General features: G+C 73.6%; 16 protein-coding genes and 1 pseudogene. 12 read left to right on the top strand and 5 right to left on the bottom strand.

Translation table 11 applies throughout. The annotated features are described in order from the left end of the window. Nucleotides 1–822 (bottom strand): annotated as a pseudogene (locus tag E1258_RS16610) (hypothetical protein); the annotation flags it as partial. Nucleotides 823–1,531: 709 nt separating this feature from the next. On the opposite strand from E1258_RS16610, the gene E1258_RS16605 reads away from it, so the two are divergent. The 4 genes from E1258_RS16605 to E1258_RS16590 all read left to right on the top strand — a co-directional run bounded on the left by E1258_RS16605 (nt 1,532) and on the right by E1258_RS16590 (nt 8,281). Continuing rightward, nucleotides 1,532–2,434, top strand: coding sequence for a hydroxymethylglutaryl-CoA lyase (locus E1258_RS16605; RefSeq protein WP_165949791.1), 903 nt, complete (start codon nt 1,532–1,534; stop codon nt 2,432–2,434). Between the two features lie 244 nt (nt 2,435–2,678). Next, a complete protein-coding gene (locus E1258_RS16600; RefSeq protein ID WP_132401797.1) occupies nt 2,679–4,211 on the top strand; it encodes an acyl-CoA carboxylase subunit beta in 1,533 nt (510 codons plus the stop codon). Between the two features lie 122 nt (nt 4,212–4,333). Further along, nucleotides 4,334–5,488: an acyl-CoA dehydrogenase family protein gene (locus E1258_RS16595; protein WP_132401794.1), complete on the top strand. Its 1,155-nt coding sequence runs from the start codon at nt 4,334–4,336 to the stop codon at nt 5,486–5,488. Nucleotides 5,489–5,647: 159 nt separating this feature from the next. Next, the gene (locus E1258_RS16590; protein WP_132401791.1) at nt 5,648–8,281 is read left to right on the top strand and encodes a helix-turn-helix domain-containing protein; all 2,634 of its coding nucleotides are present in this window, start codon (nt 5,648–5,650) and stop codon (nt 8,279–8,281) included. Between the two features lie 251 nt (nt 8,282–8,532). Here the strand turns inward: E1258_RS16590 and E1258_RS16585 are convergent, their stop codons facing one another. Further along, a complete protein-coding gene (locus tag E1258_RS16585; RefSeq protein WP_132401788.1) occupies nt 8,533–9,033 on the bottom strand; it encodes a MarR family winged helix-turn-helix transcriptional regulator in 501 nt (166 codons plus the stop codon). 100 nt (nt 9,034–9,133) lie between these two features. Here E1258_RS16585 and E1258_RS16580 point away from each other — a divergent pair, with 100 nt between their 5' ends. Next, nucleotides 9,134–9,715 (top strand): YceI family protein, encoded by a 582-nt coding sequence (locus E1258_RS16580; RefSeq protein WP_132401785.1) that lies wholly within the window; start codon nt 9,134–9,136, stop codon nt 9,713–9,715. Nucleotides 9,716–10,131: 416 nt separating this feature from the next. Further along, on the top strand, nt 10,132–11,610 hold the full coding sequence (locus tag E1258_RS16575) for a glutamate--cysteine ligase (RefSeq protein WP_132401782.1): 1,479 nt from the start codon (nt 10,132–10,134) through the stop codon (nt 11,608–11,610). Nucleotides 11,611–11,768: 158 nt separating this feature from the next. On the opposite strand, the gene E1258_RS16570 is transcribed toward E1258_RS16575, so the two are convergent. After that, nucleotides 11,769–13,232, bottom strand: a complete 1,464-nt coding sequence (locus E1258_RS16570) for a hypothetical protein (protein ID WP_243715500.1) — start codon at nt 13,230–13,232, stop codon at nt 11,769–11,771. Nucleotides 13,233–13,341: 109 nt separating this feature from the next. Between E1258_RS16570 and E1258_RS16565 the strand changes: the two genes are divergently transcribed. Both E1258_RS16565 and E1258_RS16560 read left to right on the top strand, forming a co-directional pair. Then, nucleotides 13,342–14,034 carry a PASTA domain-containing protein gene (locus E1258_RS16565; protein ID WP_132401779.1) on the top strand — a complete coding sequence of 231 codons (693 nt, stop codon included), beginning with the start codon at nt 13,342–13,344 and terminating at the stop codon, nt 14,032–14,034. Nucleotides 14,035–14,126: 92 nt separating this feature from the next. Beyond that, nucleotides 14,127–14,876 carry a PASTA domain-containing protein gene (locus E1258_RS16560; RefSeq protein WP_132401776.1) on the top strand — a complete coding sequence of 250 codons (750 nt, stop codon included), beginning with the start codon at nt 14,127–14,129 and terminating at the stop codon, nt 14,874–14,876. Between the two features lie 12 nt (nt 14,877–14,888). Here the strand turns inward: E1258_RS16560 and E1258_RS16555 are convergent, their stop codons facing one another. Beyond that, nucleotides 14,889–15,359 carry a hypothetical protein gene (locus E1258_RS16555; RefSeq protein ID WP_207919591.1) on the bottom strand — a complete coding sequence of 157 codons (471 nt, stop codon included), beginning with the start codon at nt 15,357–15,359 and terminating at the stop codon, nt 14,889–14,891. A 101-nt stretch (nt 15,360–15,460) separates the two neighbouring features. Then, complete coding sequence (locus E1258_RS16550; RefSeq protein WP_132401773.1) at nt 15,461–15,757, bottom strand: hypothetical protein; 297 nt, start codon at nt 15,755–15,757, stop codon at nt 15,461–15,463. A 629-nt stretch (nt 15,758–16,386) separates the two neighbouring features. On the opposite strand from E1258_RS16550, the gene E1258_RS16545 reads away from it, so the two are divergent. From E1258_RS16545 to E1258_RS34870, 4 genes are all read left to right on the top strand, one after another. Continuing rightward, a complete protein-coding gene (locus E1258_RS16545; RefSeq protein ID WP_132401770.1) occupies nt 16,387–17,268 on the top strand; it encodes a helix-turn-helix transcriptional regulator in 882 nt (293 codons plus the stop codon). Further along, nucleotides 17,238–17,459, top strand: coding sequence for a DUF397 domain-containing protein (locus E1258_RS16540; protein WP_132401767.1), 222 nt, complete (start codon nt 17,238–17,240; stop codon nt 17,457–17,459). The genes E1258_RS16545 and E1258_RS16540 overlap by 31 nt, the downstream gene beginning before the upstream one ends. Nucleotides 17,460–17,721: 262 nt before the next feature. Beyond that, nucleotides 17,722–18,138, top strand: coding sequence for a hypothetical protein (locus E1258_RS16535; protein ID WP_132401800.1), 417 nt, complete (start codon nt 17,722–17,724; stop codon nt 18,136–18,138). Nucleotides 18,139–18,157: 19 nt separating this feature from the next. Further along, a complete protein-coding gene (locus tag E1258_RS34870) occupies nt 18,158–18,781 on the top strand; it encodes a hypothetical protein (protein ID WP_243715499.1) in 624 nt (207 codons plus the stop codon). Nucleotides 18,782–18,809: the final 28 nt, after the last annotated feature.

The following is an 18,809-nucleotide window of genomic DNA, read 5'->3' as shown; positions in this document are numbered from 1 at the left end:
GTCCAGGCGGGGTGGGCGGTGCCGGCCGGCCGGCGCGTCGTTGGTCGCGGCCGGTCCGACTGGGAAGTGCCGGGTGTTGCGGCCCCCCCGCGGCGTACCGGTCGGGGGTGCGGACTCCCGTTGCCCCGGCAGGTCCTCGGGGCGACCCTCGCCGCCCAACGGCCGGTGCCGGGAGCGCCCTTGCCCGGCGGGTCGGGCCGGCGAGCGGAGGGCGGCCCGCAGCAGGTCGATCTCGGCCTCGCTGGCGGCCAGCCGCCGACGCAGGGTGGCGTTCTCCTGGAGCAGGTGTGCGACCGTCGTCCGGGTCCGGTCGTCCGGCCGGGTGCCGGCCGCGTCGGTCACGGGCCGGGCCGGATCGCCCGCGTCCGGCTCGACCCCGGCATCGGGGTGGGTCGTGCCGTCCGCCGGGCGAGGCCCCGACGGCGGCCGCTCACCCCGGGCCGCCTCGTACAGCCGCTCGAAGTGGCCCAGGGCCGCCTCCCGCTCGTCCGCCGGGACGGTGCACTCGACGACCAGGACGACGGTCTGCCAGGGGGGTCCCTTCGTCTCGGCGGTGAAGTGCCGGGACAGCCGCTTGCGCCAGGTGTCCCGGTCGCGGCCGGGCCGGTCGCGGCAGATCCGCTCGGCCAGCCTGCTCCAGGTGTCGACCGCGCCGATCCCCGGGCACCTCTCGACGACGTCGCGGACCGCCAGCCCGTACGCGGACACGGCCGGGGACCCGTACCGGGACTCGTACTCGGCGGCCAGTTGCTCGCGGGGGACGAGCCAGTGCCGCCGATGCCACGCCGGTGCCGAGGACGGCGTGTTGGTGTCGGAGGTCATGCCGGACCTTTCGCAGGGCTGCTGATTCCGGAACGTATTTGTACCCCCTCCGACCAGACAATGCGCACCTTGATCTGTGTCCGGGTCGGCTTTCTGGCCGGGTTGTTGTCCGGGTAGGACGGTCGCATTCCGCGTGACGTCTGGTGCTGAACCGGTTGTGGCGACGGTGCTGCCGCCGGCCGCGACGATCATCCACTTTGGCCGGGTGTCGACCGGCCACCCGGCCAGAGTCCCGCGCTGAGACGCAGGACCGGTCGTTGTTCCCGTCATGCGGCCGGTCACCGTCGAACTGTTTCGGCGGATTGTCGGACGCGCAATTCGCTCGATGGAAATTCCATCGGTGCACTTGCGTCCTCGGGATGGAGAAATGGAAAGCGGAAGACCGATCGACGGCGCGCCCCCGCGCGTCGACTGCCGTCGCGTGGCCCGGTGCCTGCGGTCGATGTCCCTGTTCGCCGAGGGGGCCGCGGCGATGGCCCTCGCTCTTGGTCGAGAGGACGCCGTGTCGTGCGCGGTTGTCCTCTCGGCGGTGCTCCGCAGCGCCGCCGAGGTGGTGGAGGGACCCTTGCGGCCCTGATTTTCGGGCGTTCTGGTTCCCTGGAGGGACCACCGGCCGTCCGGCGTCGCCCGTCGGCCGTCCCCACGAGGGGCGGCGGCGTGTGACGACACCCCGGCGGCCCGATGTCACAGCGAGGTGACCATGAGCCAGATGCCAGCGGCGGTGTCGATCCGGGAGGTCGGGCCGCGCGACGGGCTCCAGAACGAGGAGCCGATTCCGACCGACGCCAAGGTGCGGCTGATCGACGCGCTCTCCGCCACCGGCGTGCGCCGTATCGAGGCGGTGTCGTTCGTGCACCCGAAGGCGATCCCGCAGATGGCCGACGCGGACGAGGTGTGGCGGCGGGTCGCGAGGGCCGACGGGGTGCGGTATTCGGCGCTGGTGCCCAACACCCGGGGCGCGCAGCGGGCCCTGGCTGCGGGGTTCACCGAGATCGAGGTGGTCGTCTCGGCGAGCGACACGCACAACCGGCGTAACGTCAACCGGTCCACCGAGGAGTCGCTCGACGACATCGCCGAGCTGATCGACCTGCTGCACGGGGCTGGCGCGACCGTCGAGGTGATCGTGGCGACCAGCTTTGGCTGCCCGTACGAGGGGGACGTCGACCCGGCGCGGGTCGCCGGCATCGTCGACCGGGTGGTCCGCGACGGCGCGGACCGGGTCGCCTTCGGCGACACCACGGGCATGGGTACGCCGCGCCGCGTCCGCGAGCTGCTGACCGCGGTACGCGACCGCGACGCGCGCGTCCCCGTGCTGCTGCACTTCCACAACACCCGGGGCACCGCGCTGGCGAACCTGCTGACCGCCCTGGAGCTGGGGGTGACCGAGTTCGACGCCAGCGTCGGCGGCCTCGGCGGCTGCCCGTACGCGCCGGGGGCCAGCGGCAACCTGGCCACCGAGGAGGCGGTGCACATGCTGCACGACATGGGCATCGACACCGGCATCGACCTGGCCGCCCTCATCGAGGCGGCGGAGCTTGCCGAGCAGCTGCTCGGCAAGAAGCTCCCCTCCGGAGTCCTGCGCGCCGGCCCGCGCACCCGCCTGGCCGGTTGACCGGTGTGCAGGGGCGGTGCGTCGTCGCCCCTGCACACCGCAGCCGCTCAGCCCACGGCCACAACGCCCGGTTCTGGGTGCTGGTCGGGTGCCCCGGCGCTCGGCCTCGCCGAGCCGACGGTGGTGTCTTCCCACTCGCCCCGGGTCGCCGACAGGGCGTCGGATGAGCTACCCTAACGATCGTTTAGGGCGGTCGGTGTGCCCGCGCGGCGGCCGGCACGGGTGGCGGCAGTGGGGAGTCGGCGTGACGCTCGACGGTGAGGCACTGGAACAGCTGCGCAAGCGCGCCGGGGCCGGCGGTGCGGACAAGTACCACGCGGCGAACGCCGCCAAGGGCAAGCTCTTCGCCCGCGAGCGGGTGGCGCTCTTGGTCGACGAGGGCTCGTTCGTCGAGGACGGCCTCTACGCCAACGCGCTGGCCGAGGGTCTGCCGGCCGACGGGGTGGTCACCGGCACCGCCACAATCGACGGCCGGCCGGTCTGCCTGATGGCCAACGACTCCACGGTCAAGGCGGGCAGTTGGGGCGCGCGTACCGTGGAGAAGATCATCCGGATCATCGAGCGGGCGTACTCGACCGGCGTTCCGATGGTCTACCTGGTCGACTCGGCCGGCGCGCGGATCACCGACCAGGTCGACCTGTTCCCCGGCCGGCGCGGGGCCGGCAAGATCTTCTGGAACCAGGTCCGCGCCTCCGGCTCGATTCCGCAGGTGTGCGCCCTGTTCGGGCCGAGCGCGGCCGGCGGCGCGTACATTCCAGCGTTCTGCGACGTGGTGGCGATGGTCGACGGCAACGCCAGCATGTATCTCGGCTCCGACCGGATGGTCGAGATGGTGACCGGCGAGAAGACCACCCTGGAGGCGATGGGCGGGGCGCGGGTGCACTGCTCCGAGTCCGGCGTCGGGCACTTCCTGTGCAAGACCGAGGCCGAGGCGCTCGACGTGGTCCGGCGCTACCTGTCGTACCTGCCGGCGAACTGGGCCCAGCCGCCGCCGGCCGTCGAGGCGATCCCCGCGCCGGCCAAGGTCGACCTGGCCGCGCTCGTGCCGGCCAGCGAGCGGCAGGCGTTCGACATGCGCCGGTACGTCAAGGGCCTGCTCGACGACGGCAGCTTCTTCGAGATCCAGGCGCTCTGGGCCAAGGAGCTGACCATCGGCTTCGGTCGGCTCGACGGCGAGGTCGTCGGCGTCGTCGGCAACAACTCGATGTTCAAGGGCGGGGTGCTCTTCGTCGACTCGGCCGACAAGGCGACCCGGTTCGTGCAGCTCTGCGACGCGTTCAACGTGCCGCTGCTGTTCCTCTCCGACGTGCCCGGGTTCATGGTGGGCAGCGCGGTGGAGAAGCAGGGCATCATCCGGCACGGGGCCAAAATGATCACGGCGATCTCCGAGGCGACCGTGCCGAAGATCTGCGTGGTGGTGCGCAAGGCGTACGGCGCGGGCCTCTACGCGATGGCCGGCCCCGGCTTCGAGCCCGACGCGACGATCGCCCTGCCCACCGCGAAGATCGCGGTGATGGGGGCGGAGGCGGCCGTCAACGCCGTCTACGCCAACAAGATCGCCGCCATCGCCGACGAGACGGAGCGGGCCGCCTTCGTCGCCGCCAGGCGCGCCGAGTACGAGCGGGACATCGACGTCGTCCGCCTCGCAAGCGAGCTGGTGGTCGACACGATCGTCGAGCCGCACGACCTGCGCACCGAGCTGGTCCGCCGCTACGCCGCCGCCCGCACCAAGGACCGGCACTTCTCCCGCCGCCGGCACGGAGTCACCCCGGTCTGACCCTTCGCCGCGCCCAGGGCCCGCACCACCACCGCGACGGCCCGCACCACCACCGCGACCCAGGACCACCCCATCCGCCGGTGTCACGAGCGTCCGGCGGAGGACCCGTACAGGAGGAACCGATGGACTTCCGGCTCACCGAGGAGCAAGAGGCGCTGCGGTCCAGCGTGCGGGACTTCGCCCGCGAGATCGTCGCCCCGGTCGTCGCCGAGCACTACGAGAAGCACACCTTCCCGTACGAGGTGATCCGGCAGATGGGCAAGATGGGCCTGTTCGGCCTGCCCTTCCCCGAGGAGCACGGCGGCATGGGCGGCGACTACTTCGCGTTCTGCCTCGCCCTGGAGGAACTGGCCCGGGTCGACTCCAGTGTGGCGATCACCCTGGAGGCTGCGGTCTCCCTCGGTGCGATGCCGATCTTCCGCTTCGGCACGGTCGAGCAGAAGGAGCGGTGGCTGCCGAGGCTGGTCAGCGGGGAGGCACTCGCGGGCTTCGGCCTCACCGAGCCTGGCACCGGCTCGGACGCCGGCGGCACCCGGACCAGGGCCGTCCTGGACCCCTCGACCGACGAATGGGTGATCAACGGCTCGAAGGCGTTCATCACCAACTCGGGCACCGACATCACCGCCCTGGTCACGGTCACCGCTGTCACCGGCACCCGCCCGGACGGGTCGAAGGAGCTGTCCACCATCATCGTCCCCTCCGGTACCCCCGGCTTCACGGTCGCCCCCGGCTACTCCAAGGTCGGCTGGAACGCCTCGGACACCCACGAGCTGACCTTCGACGACTGTCGGGTTCCGGCGGCCAACCTGCTCGGCGAGCGCGGCCGGGGCTTCGCCCAGTTCCTGCGCATCCTCGACGAGGGCCGCATCGCCATCGCCGCCCTGGCCGTCGGCCTCGCCCAGGGCTGCGTCGACGAGTCGATCAAGTACGCCAGCCAGCGCCAGGCGTTCGGCCAGCCGATCGGCAACTACCAGGCCATCCAGTTCAAGATCGCCGACATGGAGCTGAAGGCGCACACCGCCCGCCTCGCGTACTACGACGCGGCGGCCCGGATGCTGGCCGACGAGCCGTTCAAGCGGCAGGCGGCGATCGCCAAGCTGCACGCCAGCACGATCGCCGTGGACAACGCCCGCGAGGCGACCCAGATCCACGGCGGCTACGGCTTCATGAACGAGTACCCGGTAGCCCGGTTCTGGCGGGACTCGAAGATCCTGGAGATCGGCGAGGGCACCAGTGAGGTCCAGCGCATGATCATCGCCCGCGACCTGGGGCTGTGAAAGGAAGGGCCCCCTACTAACGCCTGGGGTAGAGAAGGGTCCCCTTCTCACGCCGCACCCCACCCCACCGGCGGCAGTGTCGGATATCCGCGCCGCCCAGCGTCGGCAGGGCGACGGATGGCTGCCGACCGTCACACCCGATCCGTACCCTTCCTGCCCATGGCTCCCGATCATGGCCGTCCGCCGGGCACGGACGGTCGTACCGGACTGTCGGACCTGCTGCGCACGCACCGGCACGCCGCCGGCCTCACCCAGGCCGAGCTGGCGTCTCGCGCGGGAGTGGGGGTGCGGACGGTCCGGGACCTGGAGCGCGGCCGGTCCGCGCGGCCGCAGCGGACCACCGTCGACCTGCTGGCCGGCGCGCTCGGCCTCGCCGGGCCGGCGCGGGCGGCCTTCGTCGCGGTCGCCCGGGGGACGGCCCCGGCCGACCCGGCCCGCACAGCCACCGAACCACCCTCCCCTACCGCGCCGCCGCCGGGGAGCCCTCAGCCGGTCGGCGCCGGGCCGCCGCCGACCACCCACCCTGGGGGTTCGCCGATCGCGCTCCCGCCCCCGGTCGAGCTGATCGGCCGGGAGCGGGACGTGGCCGAGCTCGTCGAGCTGCTCACCGCCGACCACGGTCAACCGGTGGTCAGCCTGGTCGGGCTGGCCGGGGTGGGCAAGACGGCGCTGGCCCTGGCGGTCGCCCACGCCGTCGCCGCACGGGCCCCGGGCGGTGCCGCCGGAGTGCTTGTCGGGGAGGGCTCGGACGCCGCCGACGTGCTCTCCGCAGCGGCGGCGGTCTTCGGCGCGGCCCGCCCGCCCGACCTCGCGGTTCGGCTCGCCGGCCGCCCGGCACTGCTGCTGATCGACGCGGTGGAGCGGGCACCCGACCCGGTGGCCGAGGCGCTGCACCGGCTCGCCGGGGCGGTGCCCACGCTGCGGGTCCTGGTCACCGGGCGGCACCCGGTCGGCGCGCCGGGGGAACGGGTCTGGCCCGTACCGCCGCTGGACGTGCCCCCGCCCGAACTCGATCCGGCCGACCCGGACGTCCTGGCCGGCTATCCGGCGGTGGCGCTGTTCACGACGCGGCTGGCCCGGGTGCGGCGGGAGCCGCCGGACCCGGCCGAGCTGCCGGCCCTCGCCGCGCTGGCCCGCCGGCTGGGCGGGCTGCCCCTCGCCATCGAGCTGATGGCCGCCCGGGGGCGCATCCTCGACCTCAACGAGATGCTCGACCGGTACGGCGATCGCGTCCTGGACCTCGCCACGTCACCGGTCCGGCCGCCCGGGTCGGAATGGGCGGCGGGAGGCGGGGCGACGGTCACCCTGCGGGACGCGGTGGCGGCCAGCTACCGCCTCCTCGCCCCGGACGAGCGGGCCGCCCTGCGCCGGCTTTCCGCGTTCCGCAACCGCTGGTCGGTGGAGCTGGCCGAGGAGATGCTGGCCGACGACGCCGACCCGGAGGGCACGGTCGCGGTCGACCCGGTGCCGTTGCTGGACCGGTTGCTCCAGCTCGGGCTGCTGAGCGTCCGGGGCGCCGGGCCGTTCCGGTTCCGGCTGCTCGACGCGGTCCGGGAGTTCGCCGCCGAACAGGCCATCGGTGCCGGCGAGCAGTGCGTCGTCCGGCGGCGGCACGCCGAGGTGTTCGCGCGGCTGGTAGCCCGGACGGCCCCCGAGCTGGCCGGCCCGCAACTGGCCTCGGCCGTGCGCCGGCTGGACGAGGCGACCGGCGACATCACCGCGGCGCTGGCCCACGCCGCCGTCGACGACCCGTCGACCGCGCTGCGGCTGGCCGTCGGGCTGGCCCGCTGGTGGCGGTTCCGGGGGCGGGACGTCGTCGGGCGGCAGTGGCTGCGCCGGCTGCTGGCCGACCCGCGTACCGCCGACGCCGATCCGGGGCTGCGCGCCCGGGCGGCGCTCGGCGCGGCCCGGCTGGCCGTCGAGCACGGCGCGGCGGAGCAGGAGCTGCCGGCGGCGCGGGACGCCTGGGCCGTCCTCCACCGGGCCGGCGACGTGGCCGGGGAACTGGAGGCGCGGACGGTGCTCTGCGCGCTGCTGGTCGCGATCGGCGGGCACGACGAGGCGCGCGACCAGGCCGCCGCCGTCCTCGCCCTGGCAACCCGGAACGGGTGGTTGCGTGACATGGCCGTGGCCCAGAACAGCCTCGCCTGGCACGACATCCGGGTGGGTGACCTGGCCGGGGCCCGCCGCCGGCTGGCCGCGATGGACCGGCTTTCCGCCCAGGCCGGTGAGCGGCGGCTGCGCATACTGGCCCGGGCCAACCTCGCCGAGGTGACCCGGCTGGAGGGCCGGTACGCCGATGCCGTGGAGCAGGGCCGTCGGGTGGTCGCCGGGTTGGTGGAACTCGGCGACCCGGGGGACCGGAGACGGGCCGTCGGCACGATCGGGTTGGCACTGGCCCAGGACGGGCGTCCCGACGAGGCGGCCGAGGTGCTGGCCGGTCTCCGTACCCGCGCGGCCGATGACGCGGTCCTCGGTGCCGAGCCGCCGCGCGGCCGGCCGGGAGAGTCGCGGTTCGAGGACGGGATCTGCGCGCTCATCGAGGCGAACATCGCCCTGCACCGGGCCGACCGGGAGCTGGCGGCCGAGTGGTTCGCCGCTGCGGCGGAGGCGGCCGTCGCCGGCCAGGACCGGCGGGACACGGTGGAGGCTCTCGTCGGGCTCGCGGCCACCACCCGCGACGCGGGCGTGCTCGACCGCCTCGACCGGGCCTGCCGGGAGAGCGGGATCAGTCTGCTGCCCCGGGAGATCGCACTCCTGGCGGCGGTGCGTCCGGGCGCCGCGCTGGCCTGAGCCGGCCCATGTCGATCGGTCGGGCCGGGCTCGGGACGGTAGGGCTCGGGGTGGTTGACGCGGGGGCGGCGCGAGCGAAGAAGCCCCCTGGTTTTACCCCTCGCTCATCGCTCGCGCCGGCACCCCCCGGTGCGCCCCCGCTGAGAGCACAGTAACCACCGATGATGGGCCTCTTCGTCCGATTCACCCCGATAGCTGGCGCTGGGCGGGTGGTTCTGCCGGTCTTTCTGCCGGTGCTGCCGTGGCGCGGATCAGGGTCGGGCGTCCTCCGCCGGGCTCGGCTCGGTGCTGCCCGCGGTCGCGCCCGGGTGCACCGCGTCGCGTACGCGCCGGAGGCCGTCGAGGACGGCGCGCAGTTCCTCCGGCTCGAGCTGGCCGGTGAACCACTGCTCGATGATCCGTAGGTGCCCCGGGAGGGTCTGGTCGAGCCGCTGCAGCCCGGCGGTGGTGACCACCGCGTACGAGCTGCGCCGGTCGGACGGGCAGGCCCGCCGGCAGAGCAGGCCGTCGCGCTCCATCCGGTCCACCACCCGGGTCACCCCGCTGGTGGAGAGCGAGGTCTGCGCAGCCAGGTCGGTCATCCGAAGCTGGTTGCCGGGCGATCGGGCGAGGCGGGTGAGCACCTCGAATTCGACCGGGGAGAGCCCGTGCTCCTCGAACTGGGCGGCGAACCGGGCCGACAGCCCGGCGTGCGCCTCGACGAGGAGACCGACGGCGGTGATGCGGGGGTCGTCGAACACGTTCTGGTTCACGCGTTCATCATAGCAATACTTGACACACGGAATATTGCCATGACTATAGTTGCTCCATCAGTCGCTTGATCACTGAACAATCTTCCTGGAGGACAGCACCATGACCAGCAGCACCGGATCGGTTACCCGTGAGTGGGATGGCCTCACGATCCCGGCGGCCGGCACCTACCTGCTGGACGTCGCCCACAAGCGGGTCGGGTTCGTCGCCCGGCACATGATGGTCAGCAAGGTTCGCGGTGAGTTCGCCGACGCGACCGCCACGATCACCATCGCCGAGGACCCGATGCAGTCCTCGGTCTCCGCCACCATCCAGGCCGCCAGCATCAGCACCGCCCAGGCCGACCGGGACGCCCACCTGTGCAGCCCCGAATTCCTGGACGTCGAGGCCTTCCCGACCCTGGAGTACCGCAGCACGGGCGTGAAGTCCCGCAACGGCAACGAGTTCGTCCTCTCCGGTGAGCTCACCCTCAAGGGCGTGACGCGACCGGTGGAGCTGGAGGTCGAGTTCGAGGGCGTCGGCCGCAGCCCGTTCGGCCAGGACATCTTCGGCTTCTCCGCCAGCACCGAGATCGACCGCGAGGACTTCGGCCTGACCTGGAACGTGGCCCTGGAAACCGGCGGCGTGCTGGTCGGCAAGAAGATCAAGATCGAGATCGAGGGCGAGGGCGTCCGGCAGGCCTGATTCCCCGCTCCACCAAAACCCCGGGCCCGCGTCGCACCAGTCGACGCGGGCCCGCGGCCGTCCACCCTGCCCGGGGTGCTGTTGTCCGCCCGGCGCGCGGACGGGCCGCGCGGTGTCCCGGACCGGGCGCGAGCCGAGGAGGGGCCCGCCCGGCGCAGACGGGCTGCGCGCCGGCGTGCCGGCCCGACGGGAGCGTGCGAATTGTCACGGCCTGTTCCTTGGCGTGGACGGTGGCGGGCGTTGCCACCTGGGTAGAAAGCCCAATCGGAAGCGCGTTCCAGCCCGGTCGCGGTCGCTGCTGCGGTGATCGCCCGGCGGCGGCCTCTGGCCCGGCGCGGGGGGTGCTTTTACCGTAGAAGGTTCACAATGTGCGCTGCGGGGCGGCATGCCCCTTCGCGCTCGCGCCGGGAGGACACATGGGCAGGGACGTCGAGCAGGGCGCCTTCTCCCGAGAGGACAGGGTCCGCTACCGGCAGAAGGTCCGGAGGTGCCTGGACGTCTTCGCGTTGATGCTTGACGACTTCGGCTTCGACGCCGACCGGCCGATGACCGGGCTGGAGATCGAACTCAACCTGATGGACCCGGCCGCCGAGCCGGCGATGCGCAACGACCAGATTCTCGCCGACATCGCCGACCCGCTCTTCCAGACCGAGCTGGGACGCTTTAACCTGGAGCTGAACGCCCAGCCCAGGCTCATCGAGGGCATCGGCTTCGCCGACTACGAGCGCGACCTGCGTAGCAGCCTGACCCGGGCCGACGAGCGGGCGGCCCACTCCGACGCGCGGATCGTCCTGGTCGGCATCCTGCCCACCCTGACCGAGCGGCACCTGGTGGCCGACAACCTGTCCACCGCCGCGCGGTACCGGGTGCTCAACGACCAGATCGTCGGCGCCCGGGGCGAGGACATCGAGCTGGACATCCGCGGCGTCGAGCGGCTGAAGACGCACACCGACTCCATCGCCCCGGAGGCCGCCTGCACGAGCCTGCAATTCCACCTCCAGGTCGCCCCGGACAGCTTCGCCGACTACTGGAACGCCTCCCAGGCCATCGCGGGAGTCCAGGTGGCGGTCGGGGCGAACTCCCCCTTCCTGTACGGCCGGCAGCTCTGGGCGGAGACCCGCATCGCCCTGTTCCAGCAGGCCACCGACACCCGCCCCGACGAGCTGAAGGCCCAGGGCGTACGGCCCCGGGTCTGGTTCGGCGAACGCTGGATCACCTCGATCTTCGACCTGTTCGAGGAGAACGTCCGCTACTTTCCGCCGCTGCTGCCGATCTGCGAGGAAGAGGACCCGGTCGAGGTCCTGCACGCCGGGGGCGTGCCCGAGCTGGCGGAGCTCCGGCTGCACAACGGGACGGTCTACCGCTGGAACCGGCCGGTCTACGACATCATGAACGGCCGCCCGCACCTGCGGGTGGAAAACCGGGTGCTGCCGGCCGGACCGACGGTGGTCGACATGCTCGCGAACGCCGCCCTCTACTTCGGCCTGGCGCGGGGCCTGGCCGAGGCGGACCGGCCGATCTGGAGCCAACTGACCTTCAGCTCGGCGGAGGAGAACTTCCACGCCGCCGCCCGGCGCGGGATGGACGCCGTCCTGCACTGGCCGCGCCTCGGGGACGTGCCGGTGACCAGGCTGGTGCTCGACACCCTGCTGCCGACGGCGGCCACCGGGCTGGACCGCTTCGGCGTCGCCCCGGCCGAGCGGGACCGCCTGCTCGGCATCATCGAGCAGCGCTGCCGTACCGGCCGCAACGGCGCGGTCTGGCAGACCGAGACGGTCTGGGCCGCCGAGCGCCACCGGGGCATGGAACGCGACGCGGCCCTGCACTACATGGTGCAGCGCTACGCCGAGCTACAGCGGGACAACGAGCCGGTGCACACCTGGCCGGTCGACTGACCGGCGACCGGCTCCGGCGACCGGGCGGGTGCTGCTGGCCTCGTTCAGGGGCAGCCCAGTGCGTCAGCGCGGTCGGCGCGGACCGGCCAGCACGTCATGTCGTCGACGTGGCGGTAACCGGCGGGCGGGACATCGCCATGTCGCCGACCTGGAGTTGATTACGCCTGCCGATGGGGTGGCTCGCCCTCCCCTGTCGCCGGCGGGCTCTCCGGGGCGGCCGGCCCCGCCGTGGCCCGCGACTGCGGGGCCATGGCCGTCCCGGACCGGGCCGTCCGGCGCGTCCCCGGCTTCGTACCCGGCCTCGGCCGCGCCACGGTCGTCTCACCGGAGGCGGATGCCGTGCCGGGTTCCGCCGAGACGGAACCGGGCTCCGGCGTGCCGGGGTCGTCCGTGCCGACTGGTCGGGCCGCCCCGGGGCCGGTCGTCTCGGTCGCCTCCCCGGCCGCGCCGGAGCGCTGCCTGGGTACCACCGCTGGCGCGGCGGAGCCGGAACCTGCCGTCTGCCCGCCGAGGCCCCGCCCAGCGGCTCGGCGGGTCGCAGCCCGCTGGGCGAGCGCGGTGGTCAGCACCGAGCCGGCGAAACCCAGCACGACGGCGTACGGGGCGACGAGGTGCGCCGACACCTGCTCCCGACCGAGTGTGGTCAGCCCCGGCACAGCCAGCAGGTACGCCAGCGCGACGAGAAGCGGGCCGGCCCCTCCCGAGGCCGCCGCCCCGAGCCGGTTCGCCGCCGACCGGGCGGCACGTCGCGCGGCCAGTGCCCCGATCAGCAGCGCCGAGCCGAGCGCCAGCAGCGCGCCGGGCCAGTAGAACCAGCCCCGGATCCAGAAGTCGGCCCGGTCGGCGCTGAGCTGCCAGATGCCGAGCTGGGCGGTGGTCAGCCCTCGCCGGGCGAGCACTCCGTCGATCACGGCGACCACGGCGAGCAGCCAGAGCCAGCCGCCGGTGGCGATCACGTTGGCCACCGCGGCCGACGAGCGCAGCGCCCAGACCGCCACCAGCAGCCCGATCAGCACGCCCGCCCCGGCGTACCCGGCGGCCACGGTCTGCGGGGCGGTGACGCCGGACACCTCCGCCACCCGTGCCGGCACTGCCACCAGCAGCACGGTGACCAGGGCGCCGACCGCACCGGCCAGCGCCAGCGTGATCGCCCCGGGCCCCCGGAGGGAACCGGCCGACCCCGGGTCGGCGACCGGGTCGGCGGCGTCGACCGCCACCGTGGCCGAGGCGGCGGTCGGGTCCGGATCGGGCGCGGTCTGCCCCGGGTCGATCGCCGCCGGGCCCGAGGCGGCGGTCGGGTCCGAGGCGATCGCGGCCGGGCTTGAGGCGGTGCCGGCCGGGTCGGCTCGGCCGGGAGCGTCGGCGGGAACGACCGGGCGGCCTTCCCGGCCGTCGGGTCGCCGTAGCCGCTGAGCGCAGACCGCGCCGGCGATCGTCGAGGTGGCCGCGATCCAGGTCGCCCAGGCGATGCTCGCCACCCATGCTGCCTCGCCCGCGCCGACGCCCGCCGCCGACCAGTTGATGATGCCGAGGCCGTAGCCGAAGCCCAGTTGGGCCGCGCCCGTGCCGGCAGCGACGCCGATCGCGGTGGCGATCGATCCTCCCCAGCCCCGTCTGGCCATGCCGGGGAGCGTAACGTCCCAAGGTCGGACCGGCGAGCCGTGGCGTGGAGCCCGGCCCGGAAACGCCTGGCGCGACCCCGGTACGGTCGCCGGTGAGGTGGTGAGCGCGATGACGGACGGGAACACCGGGCGGGAGGCGTACCCCGACGAGGCCGGCGCGCCCGGCTCGGGCCGTTCGGCGAAGATGCTGGGCGGCGGCCTGGCCGTCGCGCTTCTCGCCATGATCGGCGCGGCCGGTGGTTGGCTGCTGGCCGGGGAGGACGGCGCGTCACCAGGGCTTCCGGCCGCGGAGTCCGGCGTCTCGTCCTCGGCGGCCCCCTCCGGCGTCCCGTCGCCGACGGCCCGGACGACCGCGCCGACGGCTCGGACCAGCGGACCGACCCGCTCCACCGGGTTGACCGTTCCGCCCGTCGTGGGCACGGACTTCGAACAGGCGCGGGACGAGCTGCGGGACCTGCGGCTGAGCTGGCGGCTGGTCTTCGGCACCGAGTCGGGGCGGGACGTGCGGCGCACCGTCCCGCCGGTCGGGTCCCCCGTGCAGCGGGGCACAACCGTCGCGCTGTACGTCGCCGGGCCCGCCCCCTCGCTCAGGGCCCCGGACCTGGTCGGCGACGACTGCGCCGACGCCGCCGAGGACCTGGTCGAGGAGGGGCTCTATCCGCGCTACCCGACCGGGCGGACCGGCACGGTCACGGCGCAGTCACCGAAAGCCGACAGCACGGTGCACTGGAACGACGAAGTGGCCCTGACCTGCGGCGAGGAACCGGACGAGCCGAGCGCGGAGGCGCCGCCCACCCCGTGACGGCGGCTCGCGCGCCGGTTCCGCCCGGGATGGCCGGCAGCGGCTAGCGTGGATGCGAGGGCCAGCCGCCGCCCGGTGGGAGAGGACGTGCCATGAGCGACGACCGCCACGATCCGCTCCCCGACGACGCCGGTGACGAGACCCGCCCCCTGCCGGAAGCCGGTGACGAGACCCGCCCCCTGCCGGAGCCGGCCGGCGGGACGCCCCGCGCGGAGCCGGTGGACCCGACCCGGGCGCTGCCCCGGTCCGGGGACACCGCCGGCCAGCAGCCGGCCGGCGGGCAGGTGTGGTCCGGGCGGGCCGGGGTGCCGCCGCCCCGGCCGGCGGAGTACCGGGACCCGGCCGGCGAGTGGTACGGCGATGAGCAGCCCGGCCGGCGGTGGTGGACGCCGATCCTGCTCGGTGTCGTGGCGCTGCTGCTGCTCGGCCTGCTCGGTGCCGGCCTCTGGCTGGCACTGTCGGCCGCCGACGGCACCGGCCCCAGGGAGTCACCGTCGGTGCGGCCGACCTCGGCGCCGGCGACGACCGGGGCGCCGACGACGGAGGCGACGTCAGGTGAGCCGTCCACGACGCCGCCGTCCACCACCCCGGCCGGGGTGCCGATGCCGCCGCTGGTGGGGCTGCCCAGGGCGACGGCCGAGCGGATCCTGGACCGGATCGGCGTCGACCACCGGGTGGAGACGCGGGATTCCGACCGACCGGCCGGCACGGTGCTGGAAACCGATCCGAAGGCGGGCGCGCTGGTGCCGCCCGGCGCGGAGGTCACCCTGGTGGTGGCGGTGGCCCCGACGCCCACGACCAGCACGGCGGAGCCGACGACCACGGCGACCGCGACGCCCTGACGACGACGCCCGTCACCACATCCGGCGTCTGGTCCCGACCAGGCCCAGCCCGGCCAGGGAGATGGCCAGCCCGAGGACGCCGGACCAGAACAGGGAGCGGCTCGTTGCGTCCCGCCGGGAGGTGGGCTTCGCGGGCGCCCGCCCGGCCTCGACCAGCGTGTCCGTTCCGACGCCGGCCCCCGCGCCGGCCGGTGTGTCTGTCGGTGTGTCTGCCGCGCCGGCCCGGGCCACCGCGCCGATCGGGCCCGGCCCTGGCACGGCCAACGGTTCCGCGGAGCCGGCCGAGCCGGGTTCGGGCTCCTCGCCGACGACGGTGATCTCCGGTGCGGGGACCGGCGCGGCCAGCTCGGTGGTCGAGAGGGCGGGGTAGCGGATCACCACCCCGAGGGTGGTGGCGGCGCCGAGGAGCGCCAGCAGCCCGAAGGCGTAGACGGTACGGGACCTGTGGTGCCGCCGCGCGGCGGGCATTACGACCATGACCATCCCAGGTTCAGGGTCCGGGACGCGCGGGGTGGAGACGTTCGCCGGGGTGGGCGTACTGATTCTATGGCGGCGGCACGCCCACCGGGACGAGTTTCGGCGGGTCAGCCGACCCGGGCCGGCGTGCGGACCATCGGGCGGCGCGGGCGGACGGGAACGGGGACGGTGCGCTGCCGGGGCTGCGCGGCGATCGAAAGCTGGCGCAGCCCGGCGGCCTGCACGTAGATCGAACGCCGGCTGACCGCGTCCCCCGCCGCGTTCAGCTCGTAGCCTTCGAGCCAGACCCAACCGTCGTACGTGGGCCAGTCGAGCACCCGGATTACGCGGAACATGATCGGTTTGAGGAACTGGACACTCGCCGCGCGCGTCACGTGCAGTACGTCACCTGAGCGGGGAAGCACAGAGGGCTCCTGGGGAGATCGGCCGGCGGGCACGCCGGTGGAGGGTGTTCGGGGGATGTCTTGCCCGGTGACGGGGTTGTGCCTCGTGAACCGGCGGCGCTGGGTGGTGCTGGTCGGTTCGTGCGCGTTGGTGGCGCGCCGACACCCGGCCAGCACCCCGCCGCTTCGGGTCGTCGCGCCCGCCGCCGCAGTCAACTGGCGTGCAGCAGCGGGGTTCTCGCCCGGAGCGGATCTGTCGTGCGGTATGGGCTGGCATCCCTCGACCGGGCACCCCACCCGGTGGTGGAGCGCCTTCTCCGACGGCCGACCGGAACGGTGAGTGATCCAGCCCCTACCGACAGATTGCATCAGTGGCGTGCTTCATGCAAGTTGCATGTCGCCTTTTGCCGATACGTGAGCGGCTCGCGGAAATAGACGCTTGATGCCGCTGTCCCCGGGACGGCACACTGGACGCCGGTTTCGCCCGCTGCGGCCGGTCGACGACCGGCACCATTACCCCTGCCGCGAACACTCGCCCGCCGTTTCACTCGCGCCCCCGGCGGGCGTCGACTCCGGGCGCGATCGACCGGAGGTAACCGGGTGAGGGCGAGCAGCGAGCGATTCGGTCCAGTGGGCCGCGGGGGGATGTCGTGAGCGAGCGGCGCGGCCCGACCATCCGCCGTCGGCGGCTCGGCGCCGAACTGCGCCGGCACCGCGAGGCCGCGCGCATCACCATCGAGGCGGTGGCCGAGCGGTTGGAGTGCTCCGCGTCGAAGATCTCCCGCATCGAGACCGGCCACACCACCGCCACCCCGCGCGACGTCCGGGACATGCTGCTGATCTACGGGGTGTCCGGCGCGGAGAGCGACGAGCTGGTGCAGATCGCCCGGGAGGCCCGGCAGAAGGGCTGGTGGCACCCGTACAGCACGGTGCTGGTCGGGGCGTACGTCGGCCTGGAGTCGGCCGCCAGCAAGATCCGGCAGTATGAACAGCAGGTCGTCCCGGGCCTGCTGGAGACCGAGGAGTACGCCTCGGCGATGATCCGCGCCGCCCGCCCGGACTTCACCGCCCAACAGGTTCAGCAACGGGTGCGTGTCCGACTGGACCGTCAGTCGTTGTTGACCCAGGACGATCCGGTCGATCTGTGGGTGGTGCTCGATGAGGCGGTGCTGTGTCGGCCGGTGGGCGGCGACGCGGTGATGCGTGGTCAGCTCAAGCGGCTGGTGGAGGTGGCGGAGCTGCCGAACGTGACGCTTCAGATCCTGCCGTTCTCGGTTGGGGCGCACGCCGGCATGGACGGCACCTTCACCATCCTCAGCTTCCCTGAAGCGAATGATCCGGATGTCGTGTACGCGGAGAACGCCACGGGTGGGCTCTTCCTGGAGAAGAGCGAGGAGCTACAGAAGTACCGTTTCATCTTCGATCATGTTCGAGCAGCAGCCATACGCCCGGAGGAATCCATCGCACAAATCGTAAAACTGGCAGAGGAGCCGTTGTGGAAATGGCGACCAAGGGGTTCCGTGGGGACCTGACGCGGGCGACATGGTTCAAGAGCTCGAAGAGCGGGCCGAACTGTGACAACTGCGTCGAGGTGGCATACGTGACCGGGGCGGTCGGGGTACGGGACTCGAAGGACAAGAGTGGTCCCAACCTGATCTTCGCTCCGGCGGGCTGGCACGCCTTCGTCGCAGGCGCCAGGGACGGCGCGTTCGTCTGTGACTGATCGCTAACCCCATACACGACGGGCGTGACCCCTCCGGCAGCGTGGCCGGAGCGGGTTGCGCCCGTCGCGTCTTCACCACCACCCCATCGGCGGCATCCGCCGCGCGACGTGCGGCACGGGATCGGCGGCGCACCCGTCGCCACGGCCGTCCCGGGTCGTTGAACCCGTCGGGACGGTGCCGGTCGACGACCCGCCGCACGGATGGGTGACACGGATCGGCAACGGCTACACGGAGCGGCAACCGAGCGAGGCAGGCGAGACGATGACGACGATCGGTTCAGAGAACCTCACCAACGGTCCGGGCAAGCCGGAGCGGTTCGGCGGCAAGTACCGCGGGGCCCGCCGGGACACCGTCCTGACGGAGGTCATCTCCACCGATAGCGAGATCGGCGCCCGGGACGACGGATCGACGGCCATCGACCAGGCCGGCCCGCCGCTGTCGCTGCCGTCGCTGGATCCGAACCCGCTCACCGAGCCGTCGTTCCCGCCGTCGGGCTGGTCGACCGGATCGTCGGCCACCGACTCCCTGGTCGACCATCCGTTGCTGCGCGGGCTGCTGCTGGAGTTGCCCCCCAAGGGCAGCGTGCCGCCACCCGGCTGGCTGGACCGCTGGTTCGAGGCCACCCGAGCGATCCTGGAACTGCTGTACGTACAGGGCGGCGCTGGCCGCTCGCGCTGACCCGGGGCGCGGGGTCACCGTGCGTTCGACCAGCCGGCTGTGGCGCAGCGCGTGCCGTACCCCGATCGCGGCGATGCCCAGCGCGGCGACGGTGATGGCGGTGCCGGTGGTGCCGGGTCCGGCGAAGAGGTCCAAACCACTGGCCGACAGCACGCCCGGGACCGTGGCCAGGCCGGTGACCTGGAGCGGCAGGCCGACCAGCGGATGTGCGGCGGCGGCCCGCAGCCCGGGCGGGGCCGGGGTCTCCGGCGCGGCGGCGAACGCTCCGGCACCGGTCCGCAGCCAGCGGACCCGGCGGGCGGTGACGACCGTCACCAGCAGCGCGGGGGTGGCCGCCAAGGCCAGTCCGGCGGCGGCCCGGTCGATCGTCCCGGCGTCGGCGCTGGTCAGCCCGGCGGCGAGCACGGCCGCGGTCAGGGCGAGGCCGGTCAGGGTCAGGGCGAGCAACCATCCGGTACGCCGCCGCAGCGCGCTGGCGAGGTGCGGCCGGGGCAGCCGGTCGGCGAGGAGCCCCGCGACCAGCCAGACGCCCGCGATCGGCAACAGCACGATGAGATGCCCGTCCATGGCACCAGCCTTGCCCAGTTCGACGCCCGCCGAATCCGGCCCGGCCCCCGGTTCGTCCCGTAGCCCGATCCCGTAGGGGGCGAGGAGGGGTCAGACGGCGAAGG

Origin of the sequence: Micromonospora sp. KC207 (assembly GCF_004348615.1) — a bacterium.
In the GTDB taxonomy this organism is placed as follows: Bacteria; Actinomycetota; Actinomycetes; order Mycobacteriales; family Micromonosporaceae; genus Micromonospora.
The sequence above is the reverse complement of the archived record's forward strand: the minus strand, read 5'-3'. Positions and strand labels throughout refer to the sequence as shown.